This window comes from Phytohabitans maris (assembly GCF_031085175.1).
GTDB classification, from domain to species: domain Bacteria; phylum Actinomycetota; class Actinomycetes; order Mycobacteriales; family Micromonosporaceae; genus Phytohabitans; species Phytohabitans maris.
This window is the reverse complement of record NZ_JAVHUY010000050.1, coordinates 54,832-72,437: the sequence shown is the minus strand read 5'-3', so window position 1 is coordinate 72,437 and position 17,606 is coordinate 54,832. Positions and strand designations below refer to the sequence as shown.

General features: G+C 72.0%; 17 protein-coding genes. 8 read left to right on the top strand and 9 right to left on the bottom strand.

Annotated features, from left to right (window positions below; all coding sequences use genetic code 11):
• Together RB614_RS36790 and RB614_RS36785 are read left to right on the top strand one after the other, a co-directional pair.
• Nucleotides 1-1,752: acetyl/propionyl/methylcrotonyl-CoA carboxylase subunit alpha (locus tag RB614_RS36790; RefSeq protein WP_308717317.1), on the top strand; the 1,752-nt coding region annotated here is incomplete at its 5' end.
• Nucleotides 1,753-1,777: 25 nt separating this feature from the next.
• Complete coding sequence (locus tag RB614_RS36785) at nt 1,778-3,217, top strand: GuaB1 family IMP dehydrogenase-related protein (protein WP_308717316.1); 1,440 nt, start codon at nt 1,778-1,780, stop codon at nt 3,215-3,217.
• A gap of 38 nt (nt 3,218-3,255) precedes the next feature.
• Here RB614_RS36785 and RB614_RS36780 read toward each other — a convergent pair whose 3' ends face one another.
• Nucleotides 3,256-3,825, bottom strand: coding sequence for a TetR/AcrR family transcriptional regulator (locus tag RB614_RS36780; protein ID WP_308717315.1), 570 nt, complete (start codon nt 3,823-3,825; stop codon nt 3,256-3,258).
• An 87-nt stretch (nt 3,826-3,912) separates the two neighbouring features.
• On the opposite strand from RB614_RS36780, the gene RB614_RS36775 reads away from it, so the two are divergent.
• The 3 genes from RB614_RS36775 to RB614_RS36765 are packed head-to-tail and all read left to right on the top strand — an operon-like array spanning nt 3,913 to nt 6,160.
• Complete coding sequence (locus RB614_RS36775; protein WP_308717314.1) at nt 3,913-4,395, top strand: MarR family winged helix-turn-helix transcriptional regulator; 483 nt, start codon at nt 3,913-3,915, stop codon at nt 4,393-4,395.
• Nucleotides 4,392-5,351: an ABC transporter ATP-binding protein gene (locus RB614_RS36770; RefSeq protein ID WP_308717313.1), complete on the top strand. Its 960-nt coding sequence runs from the start codon at nt 4,392-4,394 to the stop codon at nt 5,349-5,351. Before RB614_RS36775 ends, RB614_RS36770 begins: the two co-directional genes overlap by 4 nt.
• A complete protein-coding gene (locus RB614_RS36765) occupies nt 5,348-6,160 on the top strand; it encodes an ABC transporter permease (protein ID WP_308717312.1) in 813 nt (270 codons plus the stop codon). The genes RB614_RS36770 and RB614_RS36765 overlap by 4 nt, the downstream gene beginning before the upstream one ends.
• Here RB614_RS36765 and thrS read toward each other — a convergent pair.
• The 4 genes from thrS to RB614_RS36745 all read right to left on the bottom strand — a co-directional run bounded on the left by thrS (nt 6,153) and on the right by RB614_RS36745 (nt 11,151).
• Complete coding sequence (gene thrS, locus RB614_RS36760) at nt 6,153-7,415, bottom strand: threonine--tRNA ligase (RefSeq protein ID WP_308717311.1); 1,263 nt, start codon at nt 7,413-7,415, stop codon at nt 6,153-6,155. The two genes, RB614_RS36765 and thrS, sit on opposite strands and share 8 nt — an antisense overlap.
• A gap of 172 nt (nt 7,416-7,587) precedes the next feature.
• Nucleotides 7,588-8,451 carry a transglutaminase family protein gene (locus tag RB614_RS36755; RefSeq protein WP_308717310.1) on the bottom strand — a complete coding sequence of 288 codons (864 nt, stop codon included), beginning with the start codon at nt 8,449-8,451 and terminating at the stop codon, nt 7,588-7,590.
• 46 nt (nt 8,452-8,497) lie between these two features.
• Nucleotides 8,498-9,526 carry an alpha-E domain-containing protein gene (locus tag RB614_RS36750; RefSeq protein WP_308717309.1) on the bottom strand — a complete coding sequence of 343 codons (1,029 nt, stop codon included), beginning with the start codon at nt 9,524-9,526 and terminating at the stop codon, nt 8,498-8,500.
• Nucleotides 9,520-11,151 carry a circularly permuted type 2 ATP-grasp protein gene (locus RB614_RS36745; RefSeq protein WP_308717308.1) on the bottom strand — a complete coding sequence of 544 codons (1,632 nt, stop codon included), beginning with the start codon at nt 11,149-11,151 and terminating at the stop codon, nt 9,520-9,522. The genes RB614_RS36750 and RB614_RS36745 overlap by 7 nt, the downstream gene beginning before the upstream one ends.
• A gap of 290 nt (nt 11,152-11,441) precedes the next feature.
• Between RB614_RS36745 and RB614_RS36740 the strand changes: the two genes are divergently transcribed.
• Nucleotides 11,442-12,062 (top strand): DedA family protein, encoded by a 621-nt coding sequence (locus RB614_RS36740; RefSeq protein ID WP_308717323.1) that lies wholly within the window; start codon nt 11,442-11,444, stop codon nt 12,060-12,062.
• A gap of 232 nt (nt 12,063-12,294) precedes the next feature.
• Here RB614_RS36740 and RB614_RS36735 read toward each other — a convergent pair whose 3' ends face one another.
• A complete protein-coding gene (locus tag RB614_RS36735) occupies nt 12,295-13,698 on the bottom strand; it encodes an NAD(P)H-quinone dehydrogenase (protein WP_308717307.1) in 1,404 nt (467 codons plus the stop codon).
• Nucleotides 13,699-13,770: 72 nt separating this feature from the next.
• Here RB614_RS36735 and RB614_RS36730 point away from each other — a divergent pair, with 72 nt between their 5' ends.
• Nucleotides 13,771-14,226, top strand: coding sequence for a gamma-glutamylcyclotransferase (locus tag RB614_RS36730; protein WP_308717306.1), 456 nt, complete (start codon nt 13,771-13,773; stop codon nt 14,224-14,226).
• 25 nt (nt 14,227-14,251) lie between these two features.
• On the opposite strand, the gene RB614_RS36725 is transcribed toward RB614_RS36730, so the two are convergent.
• From RB614_RS36725 to RB614_RS36715, 3 genes are read right to left on the bottom strand one after another with little or no spacing between them, the layout of a single operon-like run.
• Nucleotides 14,252-15,019, bottom strand: coding sequence for an SCO6745 family protein (locus tag RB614_RS36725; protein ID WP_308717305.1), 768 nt, complete (start codon nt 15,017-15,019; stop codon nt 14,252-14,254).
• Nucleotides 15,016-15,870, bottom strand: coding sequence for a hypothetical protein (locus RB614_RS36720; RefSeq protein WP_308717304.1), 855 nt, complete (start codon nt 15,868-15,870; stop codon nt 15,016-15,018). The genes RB614_RS36725 and RB614_RS36720 overlap by 4 nt, the downstream gene beginning before the upstream one ends.
• A complete protein-coding gene (locus tag RB614_RS36715) occupies nt 15,870-16,499 on the bottom strand; it encodes an MBL fold metallo-hydrolase (RefSeq protein WP_308717303.1) in 630 nt (209 codons plus the stop codon). The genes RB614_RS36720 and RB614_RS36715 overlap by 1 nt, the downstream gene beginning before the upstream one ends.
• A gap of 118 nt (nt 16,500-16,617) precedes the next feature.
• Here RB614_RS36715 and RB614_RS36710 point away from each other — a divergent pair, with 118 nt between their 5' ends.
• Entirely contained in the window at nt 16,618-17,544 is a 927-nt protein-coding gene (locus RB614_RS36710) for a DUF4349 domain-containing protein (protein WP_308717302.1), read from the top strand.
• Nucleotides 17,545-17,606: the final 62 nt, after the last annotated feature.

Sequence of the window (17,606 nt, the reverse complement as noted above, 5' to 3'; positions counted from 1 at the left end):
ATGCGCAGGGTTTTGATCGCTAATCGGGGCGAGATCGCTGTACGGGTTATCCGTGCCTGTCGTGATGCGGGTCTGGGTAGCGTCGCGGTGTATGCGGATTCTGACCGGGACGCTTTGCATGTCACGCTCGCCGACGAGGCGTACGCGTTGGGTGGTGACAGCGCGGCGGAGACGTATCTGCGGATCGACAAGCTTCTGGATGTGGCGGCCAGGTCGGAGGCGGACGCGGTGCATCCCGGCTATGGTTTCCTGGCTGAGAACGCTGATTTCGCTGAGGCTGTGCTGGCGGCTGGGTTGACCTGGATCGGCCCGGGTCCGCGGGCGATCCGGGATTTGGGTGACAAGGTCACCGCGCGGCATATCGCGCAGCGGGTCGGCGCGCCGCTGGTGCCCGGCACCGCTGACCCGGTTTCCGGGCCGGATGAGGTGGTGGCGTTCGCGCAGCGGTACGGGCTGCCGGTGGCGATCAAGGCGGCGTTCGGCGGTGGCGGGCGGGGCCTGAAGGTCGCCCGTGACCTGGACGAGATCCCGGCGTTGTTCGAGTCGGCCACGCGTGAGGCGGTCGCCGCGTTCGGGCGGGGTGAGTGTTTCGTGGAGCGCTACCTGGACCAGCCCCGCCACGTCGAGGCCCAGGTCCTGGCCGACCAGCACGGCAACGTGATCGTGGTGGGCACCCGGGACTGCTCGCTACAGCGCCGCCACCAAAAACTCGTCGAGGAGGCACCCGCGCCGTTCCTCACCGAGGAGCAGCGTAGGCAGATCCACGAGTCGGCCAAGGCGATCTGCCGCGAGGCCGGCTACCACGGCGCCGGCACCGTCGAGTACCTGGTCGGTCGGGACGGCACCATCTCGTTCCTGGAGGTCAACACCCGGCTGCAGGTCGAGCACCCGGTCACCGAACAGACCGCCGGCATCGACCTGGTCCGTGAGCAGTTCCGGATCGCCGACGGCCAAAAGCTGCGACTGCTGGCCGACCCGGCCCCGCGCGGCCACTGCATCGAGTTCCGGATCAACGGCGAAGACCCCGGCCGTAACTTCCTGCCCGCCCCCGGCACCGTGACCAGGCTGCGCCTGCCCGAAGGCCCCGGCGTGCGGGTCGACACCGGCATCAGCGGCGGCAGCGTGATCGGCGGCAACTTCGACTCCCTGCTGGCCAAGGTCATCATCACCGGCGAAACCCGCACCGAAGCCCTGCAACGCGCCCGCCGCGCCCTCGACGAGATGGTCGTGGAAGGCATGGCCACCGCGCTGCCCTTCCACCGCCTGATCGTCCGCGACCCCGCCTTCACCGCCGAACCGTTCACCGTCCACACCCGCTGGATCGAAACCGAGTGGGACAACACCGTGCCACCCTTCGCCGGCGGCACCACCGCCGGCACCGCCGAAGAACGAGAGACCGTCGTGGTCGAGGTCAACGGCAAACGGCTCGAGGTCAGCCTCCCCGCCACCTTCTCCACGGGTACGGCCAATGCGGCCACCCCCACCAGGGGCGGCGCTGCGCGCCGGGCCCGGGCCGGGACCGCTACCACGGCTGCCGGCGGCGACGCCCTCACCTCACCCATGCAAGGCACCATCGTCAAGATCGCGGTAACCGACGGAGACACCGTAGCCGAAGGCGACACCATCGTCGTCCTGGAAGCCATGAAGATGGAACAACCCCTCAACGCCCACAAAGCAGGAACTGTGACCGGACTCACCGCACAGGTCGGCGATGTCGTGACCTCGGGTGCGACCATATGCGAGCTCAAATAAGCTGCCTCAAAATAAGCTGTTCAGAGTGCGGTTTCTCAACGGCGCGGCGCCCGCGCACGACCTGACGTACAGCGATGTCTTCATGGCACCGGTCCGGTCGGAGGTCGGTTCGCGGCTCAGCGTCGACCTGTCGACCAATGACGGCACCGGCACCACGATCCCGATCGTCGTCTCCAACATGACCGCCGTCGCCGGCCGGCGGATGGCCGAGACGGTGGCCCGGCGCGGTGCGATCGCGGTGATCCCGCAAGACATCCCGTTCGACGTGGTCGCCGATGTCATCGCCTGGGTCAAGCAGCGGCACCTCGTACACGACACCGCGATCACGCTCGGCCCCACCGACACCGTCGGCGAGGCGATCCACCTGCTGCCCAAGCGGGCGCACGGCGCGGTCGTGGTGGTCGACGGTGACGGCCGCCCGGTCGGCGTGGTCACCGAGGCCGACTGTGCGGGCGTCGACCGGTTCGCGCAGGTCCGGCATGTGATGTCGACCGAGCTGCTGACCGTGCGCGCGGAGGCCGACCCGCGCGAAGGCTTCGACCAGCTCGCGACCGGCCGGCGGCGCTTCGCGCCGGTCGTCGACATCGACGGCCGGCTGGTCGGCGTGCTGACCCGGCAGGGCGCGCTCCGCGCGACGCTCTACCAGCCGGCGCTGGACGGCAAGGGGCGGCTGCGGGTGGCCGCCGCAATCGGCATCAACGGTGACGTCCGGGGCAAGGCGGCGGCGCTGCTGGAGGCGGGCGTCGACACGCTCGTCGTGGACACCGCACACGGGCACCAGGAGCGGATGCTCTCCGCGCTACGGGCGGTGCGCACGCTCGACCCGGGCGTACCGGTGGCGGCCGGCAACGTGGTGACCGCCGAGGGCGTACGCGACCTGGTGGCGGCGGGCGCCGACATCGTCAAGGTCGGCGTCGGCCCGGGCGCGATGTGCACCACGCGGATGATGACCGGCGTGGGGCGGCCGCAGTTCTCCGCCGTACTCGACTGCGCCACGGCCGCCCGCGAGCTGGGCCGCCACGTGTGGGCCGACGGCGGCGTCCGGCACCCGCGGGACGTCGCGCTCGCCCTGGCCGCCGGCGCCTCCAACGTGATGATCGGCTCGTGGTTCGCCGGCACGTACGAGTCGCCCGGCGACCTCTACACCGACGTGGACGGCCGGCGGTACAAGGAGAACTTCGGCATGGCGTCGTCCCGCGCGGTCAGCGCCCGTACCGCCGACGACACTCCCTTCGACCGGGCCCGCAAGGCGGTCTTCGAGGAGGGCATCTCCACCGCCCGGATGTACCTCGACCCGGCCCGCCCCGGCGTCGAGGACGTGATCGACGAGATCGTGGCGGGTGTGCGCAGCGCGTGCACGTACGCGGGTGCCGCGTCGCTGGCCGAGTTCGCCGAGCGGGCGCTGATCGGCGTGCAGAGCACCGCCGGGTACACGGAAGGCATGCCGCTGCCGACGAGCTGGTAGCTCCGGGGCCGTTGGGCGGCGCCGCTCCCGCCCCCGGGTCAGTCGAAGAGGCGGCGGATGACCGGGCGGGCGGCATCGCCGGCGTCGTCGCCGAGCGGGTCCGGAAACGCGCCGGCCAGCCAGAGCGTGGCGAAGCCGTGCACGATCGACCAGGCGGCCAGCTCGGCCTCCCGGGCGTCCTCGGCGGCGGGTGGCTCGTCCAATGTGGAGACTCCCGCGCTCAGCGCCGCGCCGGCCCGCTGCCGCGCCACGGCCACCTCGGGGTCGTCCTGGTCGTAGAGGCTGGGCTGGAACATCACCTCGAAGTGCGCCCGGTTTTCGGCGGCGAAGCGCACGTACGCCACGCCGGACTCGAGCAGGCTCCCGGTCCGCTCGCGGCTCGCGTCGAGCGCGTCGGCCAGCCGGTTGAAGCCCTCGATCGCGAGCGCGGTGAGCAGCCCGGCCTTGTCGCCGAAGTGGTGCGCCGGCGCCGCGTGTGAGACGCCCGCCCGCCGGGCCAGGTCACGCAGGCTGAGCGCGGCCGGGCCGGACTCGGCGATCGCCTCCGCCGCGGCGGCGAGCAGCGCGCGCCGCAGGTCACCGTGGTGGTACGGGCGCTTGTCGGTCATCCCGACACTCTAACTTGCCAGCGACAAGTTGCCCGCACCGCCGAAAATAGTTTGGCACCTAAAATTCAGGTGGCTAACATACTCGTCGTGGAACTCGTGACACTGCACGACGTACCGTTGGGCCGCCTGCTGGTCCTGGCCGGCCAGCGCGCCTCCAACCGGTGGAACAAGCTGCTCGCCGACCGCTTCGGGCTCACCAACTCGGGCATGTCCGTGCTGATCGCGCTGCACGGCAGGAGTGAGCTTACGCACGGCGAGCTCGCGCTGCGCTGCTTCGTCAAGCCGGCAACGCTCACCGGCATCATCGACACGCTGGTAAAGGCTGGGCTCGTCGAGCGGCGGCGGGACGGCACCGACCGGCGCGCGGTGCGGCTGGCGCTGACCCTCGACGGCGCCGTGGCCGCCCAGTCGTTGATCAGCCTGATCAGCAACCCGCGGCCGCTCACCTCGGTCGACGCCGACCCGGCCAAGGCGCAGGTGGTCCGCGAGTTCCTGCTCGAAATCATCGCCAGCATGACCGACACGGAGGCTGCTGAAGTGCCCATCCTGCACGGGGAGGAAAGCTCATGACGCCCGCGGTAGAGGTCCGCGACCTCGTAAAGAGATACCCGAAACGCGACGTGAACGCGGTCGACGGACTGTCGTTCTCGGTCCAGCCGGGCGAGATCTTCGGCCTGCTCGGGCCGAACGGGGCCGGCAAGTCCACGACGATCGGCGTGCTCACGACGCGGGTCAAGGCCACGTCCGGCGAGGCGAGTGTGGCCGGTGTCGACGTGATCCGCGACTCGGTGGCGGCGCGCAAGCTCTTCGCCGTCGTACCGCAGCAGACCAACCTGGACCGGTCGCTCACGCCCCGGCAAAACCTCGCCTTCCACGCGGCGTACCACGGCTTGTCCCGCGCGGACCGCAACGCGAAGGCGGCGGCCCTGCTCGACGAGTTCGGCCTGGCCGACCAGGCCGACGTGAAGGTCGACTGGTACTCCGGCGGCATGGCCCAGCGCCTCATGATCGCGCGGGCGATGATGCACGAGCCGAAGGTGCTCTTCCTGGACGAGCCGACCACCGGCCTCGACCCGCAGTCCCGGCTGTTCATGTGGGAGCGGGTGCGCGACCTGCGTTCGCGCGGCGTGACCGTGGTGCTGACCACGCACGACATGGACGAGGCCGCGGAGATGGCCGACCGGGTGGGCATCGTCGACCACGGCAAGCTGCTGGCGCTCGACACGCCGGAAGGGCTGACCCGCGGCCTCGCCGGGCACGCGGTGCTGGAGGTGTCCGTGACGCCCGGCGACGGCGACGACCCCGACAAGCTGATCGCGGCGCTCACCGACGTGGTGGGCGTCGAGCGCGGCGAGGCGGTGGCCGGCGGCCCGATCCGGCTGTACCTGACCACCGATCCCGCCACCGTCCTCGCGCCGGTCATCGCCGTCCTGAGTGGACGGTCGGCGGCACTCACCAACGTCCACATGGGAGCGGCGAGCCTGGAGGACGTCTTCATCGAGCTGACCGGAAGGGGCCTGCGATGACCGACCTCGACGTACGGCTGCCCGTGACCGACGCGCGCCCCTCCGCGGCGAAGGCGTTCCGGGCGATCCTGTGGCGAGACATCTTCGTGACCGGCAAGGAGTTCTGGGTGTTTCTCGCCCAGGTGGCGCTCCAGCCGCTGTTCATGCTCTTCGTCTTCGCCAAAGTGCTCAACGCCGGTGGGTACGTCTCGGACGACTACGCCCACCTGCTGCTGCCCGGCATCGTGGCGCTGACCGCGTTCCTGACCGCGCTGCAGACCGTCTCGTTCCCGCTGATCATGGAGTTCAGCTTCACCCGGGAGATCGAGGACCGGCTGCTCGCGCCGCTGCCCACATACCTGGTGGCGCTGGAAAAGCTGCTGCTCGCCGTCATCCGCGCGCTGGCGTCGGCGGTGGTGATGTTTCCGATCGGCGCGCTCGTGCTCGGCTCGGCGCCGTGGCACGCCGACGGCGTACCGCTGCTGATCGCCAGCCTGGTGCTGGGTAGCTGGGTCGGCGCCGGCATCGGCCTGGTGCTCGGCACGATGGTCCCGCCCTCGAAGATCAGCGTGATCTTCGCGGTGATCCTCACGCCGCTGATGTTCACCGGCGCCACCCAGTACCCGTGGCAGTCGCTCGACTCGATGCGGTGGTTTCAGGTGGTGACCGCCTTGAACCCGCTGACCTACCTCTCCGAGGCGGTGCGCGCCGCCGTCGTGCCCGAGGTGCCACACATCCCGGCCTGGGTCTGCCTGCTGGTGCTCGTCGGTTCCGGCGTCGCCTTCACCGGGATCGGCATCAAGGGCTTCATGCGCCGCGCCGTCAGCTAACCGCCCCTGGGGCCGCCCCCGCCGCGGGCGGCCCCAGGGGGCCGCCCCCGCCCCCAACCGCCTTGTCTAGGGGTGGGTGGGTGGCGGCGGAGATTCGGGTCAGGGCTTCGGGCGCTGGGAGGGGGTGTTCGCCGCCGTTGCGGATCCGGAGCGAGACGTTGTTGGCGGCGGCCTCCCGCGCACCGATCACCGCTACGAACGGGACCTTGCGCTTGGCGGCGGCCCGGACGCGGGCGGCCAGGGTGCCCTCCCACGACACCTCGGCGCGGAGCCCGGCCGCGATCGCCGCGCGGGAGAAGTGGTCCACCGCCACGTCGCCGACCGGGAGGATCTCCAGCTGCACCGGGGCGAACCAGGCGGGGAACGCTCCCTCGTGCACCTCGACGAGGTATGCGAACAGCCGCTCCATGCTCCCCACGACACTGCGATGCACGATGACCGGCCGGCGCCGCTCGCCATCTCTGTCTACGTAGGACAGATCGAAGCGGGCGGCCTGGTGGAAGTCGAGCTGCACGGTCGAAAGGGTCATTTCCCGGCCGGCCGCGTCGACGACCTGTACGTCGATTTTCGGGCCGTAGAACGCCGCCTCGTCCGGCGCCTCCACATAGGACACACAGAGATCCTTCAACACGCCGCGCAGTACGTCCTCGGTGCGCTTCCACATCGGCGGGTTGTCGACGTACTTGTCGCCCGCGCCGCGCAACGACAGGCGAAAGCCCGCCGGGCGTACGCCGAGGGCCGCGTGCGCCCGCTGGATCATCTCCAGCACCGCGGCCACCTCCTCGCCGGCCCGGTCGAGCGGGCAGAAGTTGTGGCCGTCGTTGAGCCAGATCGAACGTACCCGGCTCAGGCCGCCGAGCACGCCCGAGCGCTCGGCCCGGTACATGCCGCCCAGCTCGGCGATCCGCAGTGGAAGGTCGCGGTAGGAACGGCCACGCGACCGGTACACCAGCGCGTGGTGCGGGCAGAGCGCGGGGCGCAGCGCAAACTCGTCGTCCGGCGAGAGGCGCATGAGCGGAAACATGTCCTCGGCGAAGTGCGGCAGGTGCCCGGAGAGCTCGTACAGCTGGCGTTTGGCGACCGGCGGCGAGTACACGTGCTGGTACCCGGCACGCCGCTCCTCCTCCCGGATGTACTCCTCTACGGCGTGCCGGGCAGCGGCGCCGGCGGGCAGCCAGATCGGCAGGCCCGCGCCGGCGAGCGGGTCGGAGTGGAAGAGTTCGAGCTCGCGGCCGAGCTTGCGGTGGTCGATCATCGTCGTCTCCTTCGTGGGCAACCCACCCTGGAGAGCGCGAAAGCCCCGGGGCGGAGTCGCCCGGGGCCTCAGGACTAGCGCAACACGAAAGGGCTAGCGCATCACGAGGTCACGCCGGGACGTCCCGGCGTCGTCGTGACTAATGCGCTTCGCATGCGAACGAGGCTACCCGCTAGCGAAGCCGGGTCACAGTGACTTCCACGCCCTGCCCGCTGTTTTCCGGCCCGGAGTAGACGCCCTTGAGCGGCGGCACGTCCCCGTACTCGCGGCCACGCCCGACCACGACGTGCCGCTCCCCGACCGGTATGCCGTTGGTGGGGTCGAAGGCCGTCCACCGGCCGACCCACCACTCGACCCAGGCGTGGCTCTGCCCGACGACCGGCTCCCCGATCGCCGCCGCCGGCGAGGGGTGCAGGTAGCCGGAGACGTAGCGGGCCGGCATGCCCATCGCCCGCAACATCCCCACGACCAGGTGGCTGATGTCCTGGCAGACGCCCTTGCGCTGGCGCCAGGCGTGCACCGCGTCGGTCTGCACACCGGTGGCGCCCGCGACGTACTCGACCTCTTCGCGGACCAGCGTGCAGGTGGCGAGCGCGGCGGCGTGCGGGGTCGGGTGCTCGCCGCGCACCCGCTCGGCCACCCCGGTCAGCTCCTCGTCGAGGGCGGTGCGCGGGGTCGGCAGCAGCAGCTCGTGCCACCGGTCGACGGCCTCGGGCACGCTCAGCTCGTCCCAGCTCGCGCCGGCGTCGCCCGCGATCAGGTCGCCGGGCGGGAGCGTCTCGACCGTGGCCGTCGCGGTGACCTGGAGCGTCTCGTGCGGCGCGTGCACGTCGAACGCGGTGACGACCGTGCCCCAGTAGTCCTCGTACCGGTAGGTGCGGGCCGGCGGCCACACCTCCACCCGCGCGTCGAGCACCGCCTGGCGGGCCTCGTTGCGCGGCGACATCCTCGCCTCGTTGTATGAGGCGCCGACCGCACCCGCGTACGTGAAGCCGGTCTTGTGCTGCACCCGCAGCCGCCAGCTCGACGACGTCACCGCGCCACCATCCCCGAAGGCCGCGGCCGCCAGCTCGAAGCACTCATCAGGCCACCGCCTCCGGCACCCAGAGCACCGCCGAGGTCTGGCGGAAGTAGCGGCGGGAGACCGCGTCGTTGACCTGGGAGCAGGTGCGCTCCAGTCCGGCCAGCACCGAGCCGAGGTCGGCCATCAGCTCGTCGGCGCCGCGAAACTCCAGGTTGGTGCGGGAGCGGCCGACGATCCGCTGGGCGTCGGTGGCGACGCCGGCCCGGCTGTGGTCGGGCTCCAGCTCGGCCAGGCACGACTCGGCCGAGGAGAGCGCGGCGAAGACCGAGCGCGGGAAGAGGCGGTCGAGCAGCAGGAACTCGGCGGCATGCCGGTCGTCGAGCGAGCCGCGGTAGGTGCGCAGATAGGTCTCCCAGGCGCCGCACGAGCGGAGCAGGGTCAGCCAGGAGGGGATGCTGCCGCCGGCCCGGACGTGCGTGGAGAGCAGCCGCGCGGTCATGTCGACCCGCTCCACGCTGCGCCCCAGCACCAGGAAGAGCCAGCCCTCGTCGCGGCTCATCGTGGCGTCGGTCAGGCCGGCGAGCACCGAGCAGCGCTCGCGCACCCACCGGAAGAACGCGTGCACGCCCTGCTGCTCCACCCGGCGCCGGGCATCGGGCAGGCCGTGCCAGGTGGCGTTGAGCGTCTCCCACATCTCGGATGAGACGGTCTCCCGGGCACCGCGGGCGTTTTCCCGGGCGGCGGCGAGCGCGCCAACGACCGAGCTCGGGTTGTGCTCGTCGAGGCCGAGCAGGCCGACCACCCGGGCGGCCGAGACCGGCCCCTCGATGGGCGCTCCGCCAGCCGGGGCGCCCTGGCCGCCGGTGCCGTCCGTCCTCGTCGCTCCGCTCCTCGGGTCGGACGCTCCCGCCGCCTCCGCCAAGGCGAAGCCCATCACCCCGAGCAGCGAACGGCACGCGGTCTGCTCGTCGACCCACGGGTCGGCGAGCATCCGGTGCAGGTGCACGTCGAGGATGCGGGCGGTGTCTTCGGCACGCTCGACGTACCGCCCGATCCAGTAGAGCGACTCCGCGATCCGGCTCAGCACGGCAGCTCCCGGGCGGCTGCCACTGCGCGCTCGCCAGCGGCCGCCGGCGAGCGGGGAGCCCGCGCGGCCTGCTGCTGTTGCTGCTGCTGGACCGCGACCGGCCCGGCCGCCGGACCCGGGTCGGGGCTGCGCGGACTGGGCACGACCGTCACCGGCGCATCCTCGGGCGGCTCCGGCTCGACCGCGCCCGGCGTCTCGGTGAGCACCCAGGTGTCCTTGGAGCCGCCGCCCTGGCTGGAGTTGACCACGAGGGCGCCCTCGGGCAGCGCCACCCGGGTCAGCCCGCCGGGCAGGACCCAGACGTTCTCCCCGTCGTTGACCGCGAACGGCCGCAGGTCGACATGCCGGGCCCGCAGCCGGTTGCCCACCAGCGTCGGCACCATCGAGAGGGCCACCTCGCGCTGCGCGATCCAGCCGCGCGGGTCCACCTCGATGCGCGAACGCACGGCGGCCAGCTGCTCCTCGGTGGCCTGGGAGCCGATCACGATGCCCGCCCCGCCGGAGCCGTCGACCGGCTTGAGCACCAGCTCGTCGAGGTGGTCGAGCACGTGCTTCAGGACGTCGGGATCTTCGTCGAGCCGGTACGTCTCCACGTTGGGCAGGATCGGCTCCTCGTTGAGGAAGTAGCGGATCAGGTCCGGCACGTACGTGTACAGCAGCTTGTCGTCGGCCACCCCGTTGCCCACCGCGTTGGCGATCGTGACCCGGCCGGCGCGGGCGGCGTTGAGCAGGCCCGCGCAGCCGATCACCGAGTCGGCCCGGAAGTGCACCGGGTCGAGGAACTCGTCGTCGATCCGCCGGTAGATCACGTCGACCCGCTGCTCGCCGGCCGTCGTGCGCATGGCCACCTCGTTGCCGACGCAGACCAGGTCACGCCCCTCGACCAGCTCGACGCCCATCTCGCGGGCGAGGAGCGCGTGCTCGAAATACGCCGAGTTGTGCACGCCGGGGGTGAGGACCACCACCGTCGGCTCGTGCACACCGACCGGCGCCGCGGCGCGCAAGGCCCGCAAAAGCTGCCCCGGGTACGACTCGACGGGCTGGATCCGGGTCGCGGCGAACACCTCGGGCAGCACGTGCGCCATCGCCCGCCGGTTTTCCATCACGTAGCTGACGCCGGAGGGCACCCGCACGTTGTCTTCCAGCACCCGAAACGTGCCCTGCTCGTCGCGGATCAGGTCGACGCCGGCGACGTGGATGCGCACGCCGTTGTGCGGGTTGATGCCGGCCGCCTCGCGGTGGAAGTGGGCGCTGGTGACCACGATCCGCCGGGGCACCACACCGTCGGCGAGCACCTGACCCGCGCCGTACACGTCGTCGAGGAACGCCTCCAGCGCCCGGATCCGCTGCGCCACGCCGGCCTCGACCGTGCGCCACTCCTCGGCGGCGATGATCCGCGGCACGATGTCGAGCGGAAAGGGGCGCTCGACACCCTTGAGGGCGAACGTGATGCCCTGGTCGAGGAACGCCCGCGCCAGCACTTCCGCGCGGATGCCCAGCTCGGCGCTGGACAGTGGCTGGAGGGTGGCATGCAAGGCCTCGTACGTGGGGCGGGGCATGCTCGGCTCACCGAACATCTCGTCCCAACCCGGGCCGAGGCGGTAGTCCTCGAACAAGTCCGCCATGGCCTGACGCTACGCCGATCTCGTTGCGCCCGGGTAACACGATCTTGTGAGGGGTCGCACCCGCCAGCGGCTCCTTGGCCGGTCCGGCGGCACGGGACCTGCCGCCGGACCGATGAGCGCGGCGCGCCGGGAACGGGGGACCCGGCGGGGCTCTGCGCTCACCAGCAACGGTACGCCCACCGAGGGCCAGTATCCGGTAGGCCTAGCTGAGATCTCGCTGAGAGCGAATCGCGCCCGGGACGGGGGTACCGGAAACTATCCTGGCGCAGGGGGAGCGTAGGGGGGTGGCCGTGGCAGACCTGCTCACCAGCGTCGCCTCGCCCTTGACCGCGTACCTGTTGCTGATGGCCCTGCTGGCCGTAGACGCCTTCGTCCCGGTCGTGCCCACCCAGGCCCTGATGATCACGGTCGGCGCGCTCACCGTCTACGGCGACCTCAGCCTCCCGATCACGATCGCGGTCGGCGCGCTCGGCGTGTTCGGCGGCGACCTGGTCTGCTACCTGCTGGGCCGCTCCGCGCGCGAGCCGGGCGCGCAGCCCGAGGCACCGGCCCGCGGGCGCGCCCGCAAGGCGGCGATCCGCTTCACCCGCGGGCTGCGCCGCCCGGGTCCGATGGTGATCCTGTTGTGCCGGTTCGTCCCCGGTGGGCGGATGGCCGCCTGCTTCCAGGCCGGCCGCGTGCGCTACCCGGTCCGCCTCTTCGTGGCCTACGAGGGCGCGGCCGCGCTGCTCTGGGCGGCCTACGGCGGGCTGGTCGGCCACATCGGCGGCTCCGCGCTCACCCAGTCCGCCTGGCGCCTGGTCGCCGTCGCCGCGGTGGCCGCGGCGATCTTCGCCGCCGCCGGCTGGATCCTCGCCCTGGCCGGGTCGGCACCCACCCCCACCGAGCAGGCGGACGCCACCCAGGCCTGACGGTCAGTGCCAACCTTGAGCTACCGCGACGTCCGCGGTGGTCCGGGCCGTTGCGCGGGGTCCCCGGGGAAACGCGGAGCGCAGCGGAGCGTTTTCTTGGGGTGCATTCCCGCGGCCTCACCCTCCGCGCTCCACGACCCGAGCCGGGCGAACTCCTGGATCGATGGCGCGCCTGGCAGATCGTGGTGATCCAGTGCCCCTCTGGGGGCACCTACGTACCACGATCTCGACCTTAATCCACCTCGTGCAGCATGAGCTGCCGCGCCGCCTCGGCGATGGAGCCGGAGAGCGACGGGTAGATCGTGATCGTGTGGGCGAGCTGGTCGACGGTGAGGTGGTTTTCCACCGCCATCGTGATCGGCAGGATCAGCTCGCTTGCCTTCGGGGCCACCACCACGCCGCCGACCACCGTGCCGGTCGCCGGGCGGCAGAAGAGCTTGACGAAGCCGTCTCGCAGGTCTTGCATCTTGGCCCGGGCGTTGCCGGACAGCGGCAGCATCACCGAGCGGGCCGGCACCTTGCCGGAGTCGACCTCGCCCTGCGAGACGCCGACCGAGGCGAGCTCGGGGTCGGTGAAGACGTTGGCCGAGACCGTACGGAGGCGCAGCGGCTGGACCGCCTCGCCGAGCGCGTGCCACATCGCGATCCGGCCCTGCATGGCGGCGACGCTGGCCAGCGGCAGCACGCCGGTGCAGTCGCCGGCCGCGTAGATGCCCGGCACGTTGGTGCGGGAGACGCGGTCGACGCCGAGGTAGCCGCCCTTGGCCACGTCCACGCCGTACGCCTCCAGGCCCAGGTCGGCGGTGTTGGGCACCGAGCCGACCGCCATCAGCGCGTGCGAGCCGGAGACCACCCGCCCGTCGGCGAGCTCGACCCGGACGCCGTCGCCGTCACGCCGGACGGCCGAGGCCCGGGAGTTGCCGAGCACCGCCATGCCCCGGGCGCGGAAGACCTCTTCGATGACCGCGGCGGCGTCGGCGTCTTCGTGCGGCATGACCCGGTCGCGGCTGGACACGAGTGTGACCTTGACGCCCATGGCCAGGTAGGCGCTGGCGAACTCGGCGCCGGTCACACCGGAACCGATCACGATGATGTGGTCGGGCAGCTCGGGCAGGTCGTACACCTGGCGCCAGGTGAGGATCCGCTCTCCGTCCGGCACCGCGTCGGGCAGCACGCGCGGGGTGGCGCCGGTCGCGATGAGAACGGTGGACGCGTCGACCGAATACTCCGAGTCACTGCCCTCCGGCGCGATCCTCACCTGATGGGTGTGACCGAGCGTGTCGTCACCGAGACGCGCCCGGCCGGACACGAACGTCACGCCCGCCTTGATCAGCTTGGCGTGGATGTCGCCGGACTGGGCCAGCGCGAGCCGCTTGACCCGCGTGTGCACCGCCTCGGCGTCGACCGTGACCGCCTCCAGGCCGTCCGAGTGGACCCCGAACTCCTCTGTGTCGCGGTAGCCCGTCACCACGTCTGAGCTGGCGATAAAGGTCTTCGATGGGACGCAGTCGGAGAGGACGCACGCCCCGCCCGCCCCGTCGGCCTCGACCACGGTGACATCGGCGTCGAGCTGGGCGGCGACGAGTGCGGCCTCGTACCCCGCCGGACCGCCACCGATGATCACGATGCGACTCATTTTCCCCCCAGAAGGATCCGACACGCTCTGTCGTATTCTCCCCCACGGGTCCGCCGGGCTATCGTCATCGCCGTGCGTCATTACGCCGCGTACGGCTCAAACCTCGATCCCGCACGGATGCGCGCTTACTGTCCGCATTCGCCCATGGTGGGTACCGGCTGGCTGGAAGGCTGGCGCCTCACCTTCGCCGGCGAGGGGGTGCTGGGTTGGGAAGGTGCGGTCACCACGATCGTCGAGTCACCGGGTGACCGGGTCTTCGTCGCGCTCTACGACGTGCATCCCTGGGACGCCGCGCAGCTCGACGAGGTCGAGGGCGTCGTCGCCGAGACCTACCGCAAGCTGACCGTCCGGGTGGTCACCCTGGACGGTGAGATGACCGCCTGGGTGTACGTCTTCGACGGGTACGAGGGCGGGCTGCCCACGGCCTGGTACCTCTCCGAGATCGCCAACGCGGCGGAGAAGGCGGGCGCGCCCGACGACTACGTGGCCCAGCTGCGCGGCCGCCCCACCAACACCGCGTCGCCCTAGCCGGCTGGTGTGATCGGCCGTCGGGTCAGGGCAGGCCGTTCGTCGACGTCGCCGGCTCGGTGCGGACCAGGTGGAGGGCGCTGTCCAGCAGCCCGACCAGCTCCACCCGCTCGGCCGCCTCCAGCACGGAGAACGCGCCGGCCGTGATCCGGTCGGTGACCGCCTCCGCCCACATGCGACGGCGCACGAGCGGGCCGATCGGCGGGTACGGCGGCTGCCAGCCGAACGCCACCGCGCCCGCCTCGCCATCCGGTCCCGCGATGATCGCCTCGAGTGGGGTGAGGCCGCTCGCCCGCACCGCCAGCAGGTGGCCGCCGCCCCGGTACTCGCGGAGCAGGTGGAGCAGGACGGCCGCGCGTGCCCCCGGCGCGTCCTCTGGCACGGGCATCGCGCGCCACGCCGCGAAGAGCGGCATGCCCGCGGGGTCGGCCGAGACGACGATCCGCTGGGTCAGCTCCACCATGCGCCCGACGCGCGGAAAGTCCTCCAGGTGCTCGACGCCCCACCGGCAGCACTCGGCGAGCCGCTTGGCGGCCACCTCCATCGGCGGTACGACCCGGCGGGCGGCCTCCCAGCCGTCGGTCACCGCGTCGGGCGCGATGAAGCCGAGCGCCGCCGCCACGGTGTCGGTGCGGACGTCGCCGAGCGCGCCGCCCCGCCCGGCCACGTAGAAGGCCCAGCCGGACAGGCCCATCATGCGGGCCCGCCGCAGCGTGCGCGGATCTTCGCTGAACGCCCCACCCAGCTCCAGCACACTCGCCTTCGCGGCGGCCGCGGCCTGTTCTGGGGTCACGCGCCAGATTGTGCCTTCCCGGCGCGGTCCCGGTCGAGAGCTTCCAGCGCGCCCTCCACTTCGCCGGTGTGGCGCCGCGCCGTGGCCACGCCCCGCTCGGCCGCCTTGCGGGCCAGCTTGCGCCGGCTGAGCTCCTCTTCGGCGGCGGCCCGCCGTCGCTCCACTTCGGCCAGTTCGGCCTCGACCCTGGCCAGGGCATCAGCGCCGCGGCGCTCGGCCGTCACGGCCTTTTCCAGGTCGGTCTCCGCCTGCTTCTGGGCGGCCCGCGCGGCGGTCAGCTCCTTCTTCAGCGGAGCGCGCCGGTCCTCGGCCCGGGGCGCGGGGCGCTCCGGCACGGTGTCTTCGGCCGTCACCAGGCGCAGCTGGGGGCGGGGCACCTCGCCGAAGCCCGCGTACGCCGCGGCGCGCACCAGCCGGCCGGAGCGGACCTGAGCGGCGACGTCCTCATCGGACAGCGCGGCGGTGAGCGTGTTTTCCACCTCGCCCAGCGGCAGCTTGGCCCGGGACAGCCCGGGGTCGGCGGCGAGCGCGAGCTTGCGGGCCTCGTCGACCAGGCCGGCGACCGCCTGCCGGCGCTGCGCGGAGAGCTCGCGCAGCTGCGCGCCCTTGAGCTCGCGCTGGGCCGCCCGCAGCGCGCGGGACAGCTCGACGAGCTCGCCCATCAGGTCGGGGCGCTGGATCGCGAGCAGGTTGACCAGCCAGGCGGCCACGGTCGGCTTGCGCAGCTTGGCGATCTCGCGGGCGGCGTCGAGGTCACCGGCCTCCTTGGCCGCCGCCACCGCCTCGTCCCGGGCGGCGACGAAGCCCTCGGGAGGCGCGCTGTACAGGCGCTCGCCGACGTCGCCGCGCATCAGTTGATCGTAGTCCCGGGCCGCAGCCAGGCGTACTCCGTGCCGGAGAGCCGGGCCAGGTGGGTGTTGACGATCTTGAGGCCGCGGTCGTTGAGGATCCCGTCGTGCAGCCCGTACGCCCGGCGGGGGCGGACCGCGCGGGCGAACTCGATCGCCTCGGCCAGCTTGAGCCAGGGTGCGGAGATCGGCACGAAGAGCGTCCCCACCTCGGCGCCGAACGGCGGGTCGAACGAGTCGCCGGGGTGGTAGATCTCACCCTCGACGAGGTAACCGAGGTTGGGCACCCGGGGGATGTCGGGGTGGTTGACGGCGTGCAGGCCGCCCCAGGCACTCACCTCGAAGCCGGCCGCCTGAAACGAGTCACCCGACTCCACAGTGGTCACCGCGGCGCCCAGCCGGTCCAGAGTGGACGCGGTGCCGGGGTGCGCGTACACCCGCAGGGACGGGTTCTTTTCGCAGGCCTCGGCCACCGCGTCGACGTCGACGTGGTCGGGGTGCTCGTGCGTGACGAGCACGGCGTCCGCCCCGTCGAGCGGCTCCCGCCCGCTGAACTCACCCGGGTCGACGACCAGGACCGCACCGTCGCGCTCGATCCGGACGCAGGAGTGGCCGTACTTGGTCAACCGCATCGTGACCTCCTCGTCTTCCAACCGTGACTACCCCGGAACGCAGTCTGCCGGAACCGCCGGGTGGCCGCGGCTCGTCCCAGCAAACACCAACGGCAACGATCCGTCAGGGGGCAGATAGATGGCGTACAGGAAGTGGTGGAGAGTCGCGCTGGCAGCCGGCGTCGTGGCGCTCGTCGCGGCCGGCTGCGGCAGCGGCGGTGGATCGGACTCGGGCGCCTCGTCCGTCGAAAACGCGGCACCGGCCCAGGGGGCTCCGCCGGCCGCCGACAAGCCCGGAGCCGAGGCGGCAGCGCCCGACGCGGGTGCGCCGGTCAAGTACCGCCTGGACGACCGGGCGATCGTCTACACCGGCTCGATCACGGTACGGGTGGAGGACGTGAGCGCCGCCGCCGCGGAGGCCACCTCGATCGCCACCGGCTCGGGCGGCTTCGTCGGCGGCGACAAGCGGTCAAGCACCGACGCGTACGCCGAGGCCACGATCGTGCTGCGGGTACCGGCGCCCAAGTTCACCGCGGTGGTCGACCAGCTCGCCAAGCTCGGCGACCAGCAGCAGCGCGACGTCAGCACCGAAGACGTGACCGAGGAGGCGCTCGACCTCGACGCCCGGATCAGCAGCCAGCGCGCCCGGGTGGACAGCGGCCGGCGGCTGCTCGCCCAGGCCAAGACGCTCAGCGAGCTCGTGATGCTGGAGGGTGAGCTGGCCAAGCGGGAGGCCGACCTGGCCTCGCTGGAGGCCAAGAAGCGCCGGATGGACAACCTCACCGCCCTCTCCACGATCACCGTGACGCTGCTCGGCCCGGAGGCCGAGGCGCCCGTCGAAGAGGAGGAGACCGAGATCGGCTTCCTCACCGGGCTCAAGGGCGGCTGGAACGCGCTGGTCGGCGCCCTCGTCGTCCTGCTGACGGTCGTCGGAGCGCTGCTGCCGTGGCTGGTCGCGCTGGGCCTGCCGGTCGTGGGCGCGCTGTGGCTGGCCCGCCGCCTCCGCCGCCGGCGCATCCAGCCGGTGCCGGCCTCACCCTCCGCGGTTACACAACCCCACCCGTGATCGAAGCTCCTTTCAAGTCGTTCTAGCGACTTGAAAGGAGCTTCGATCACGCTGGACCGCAG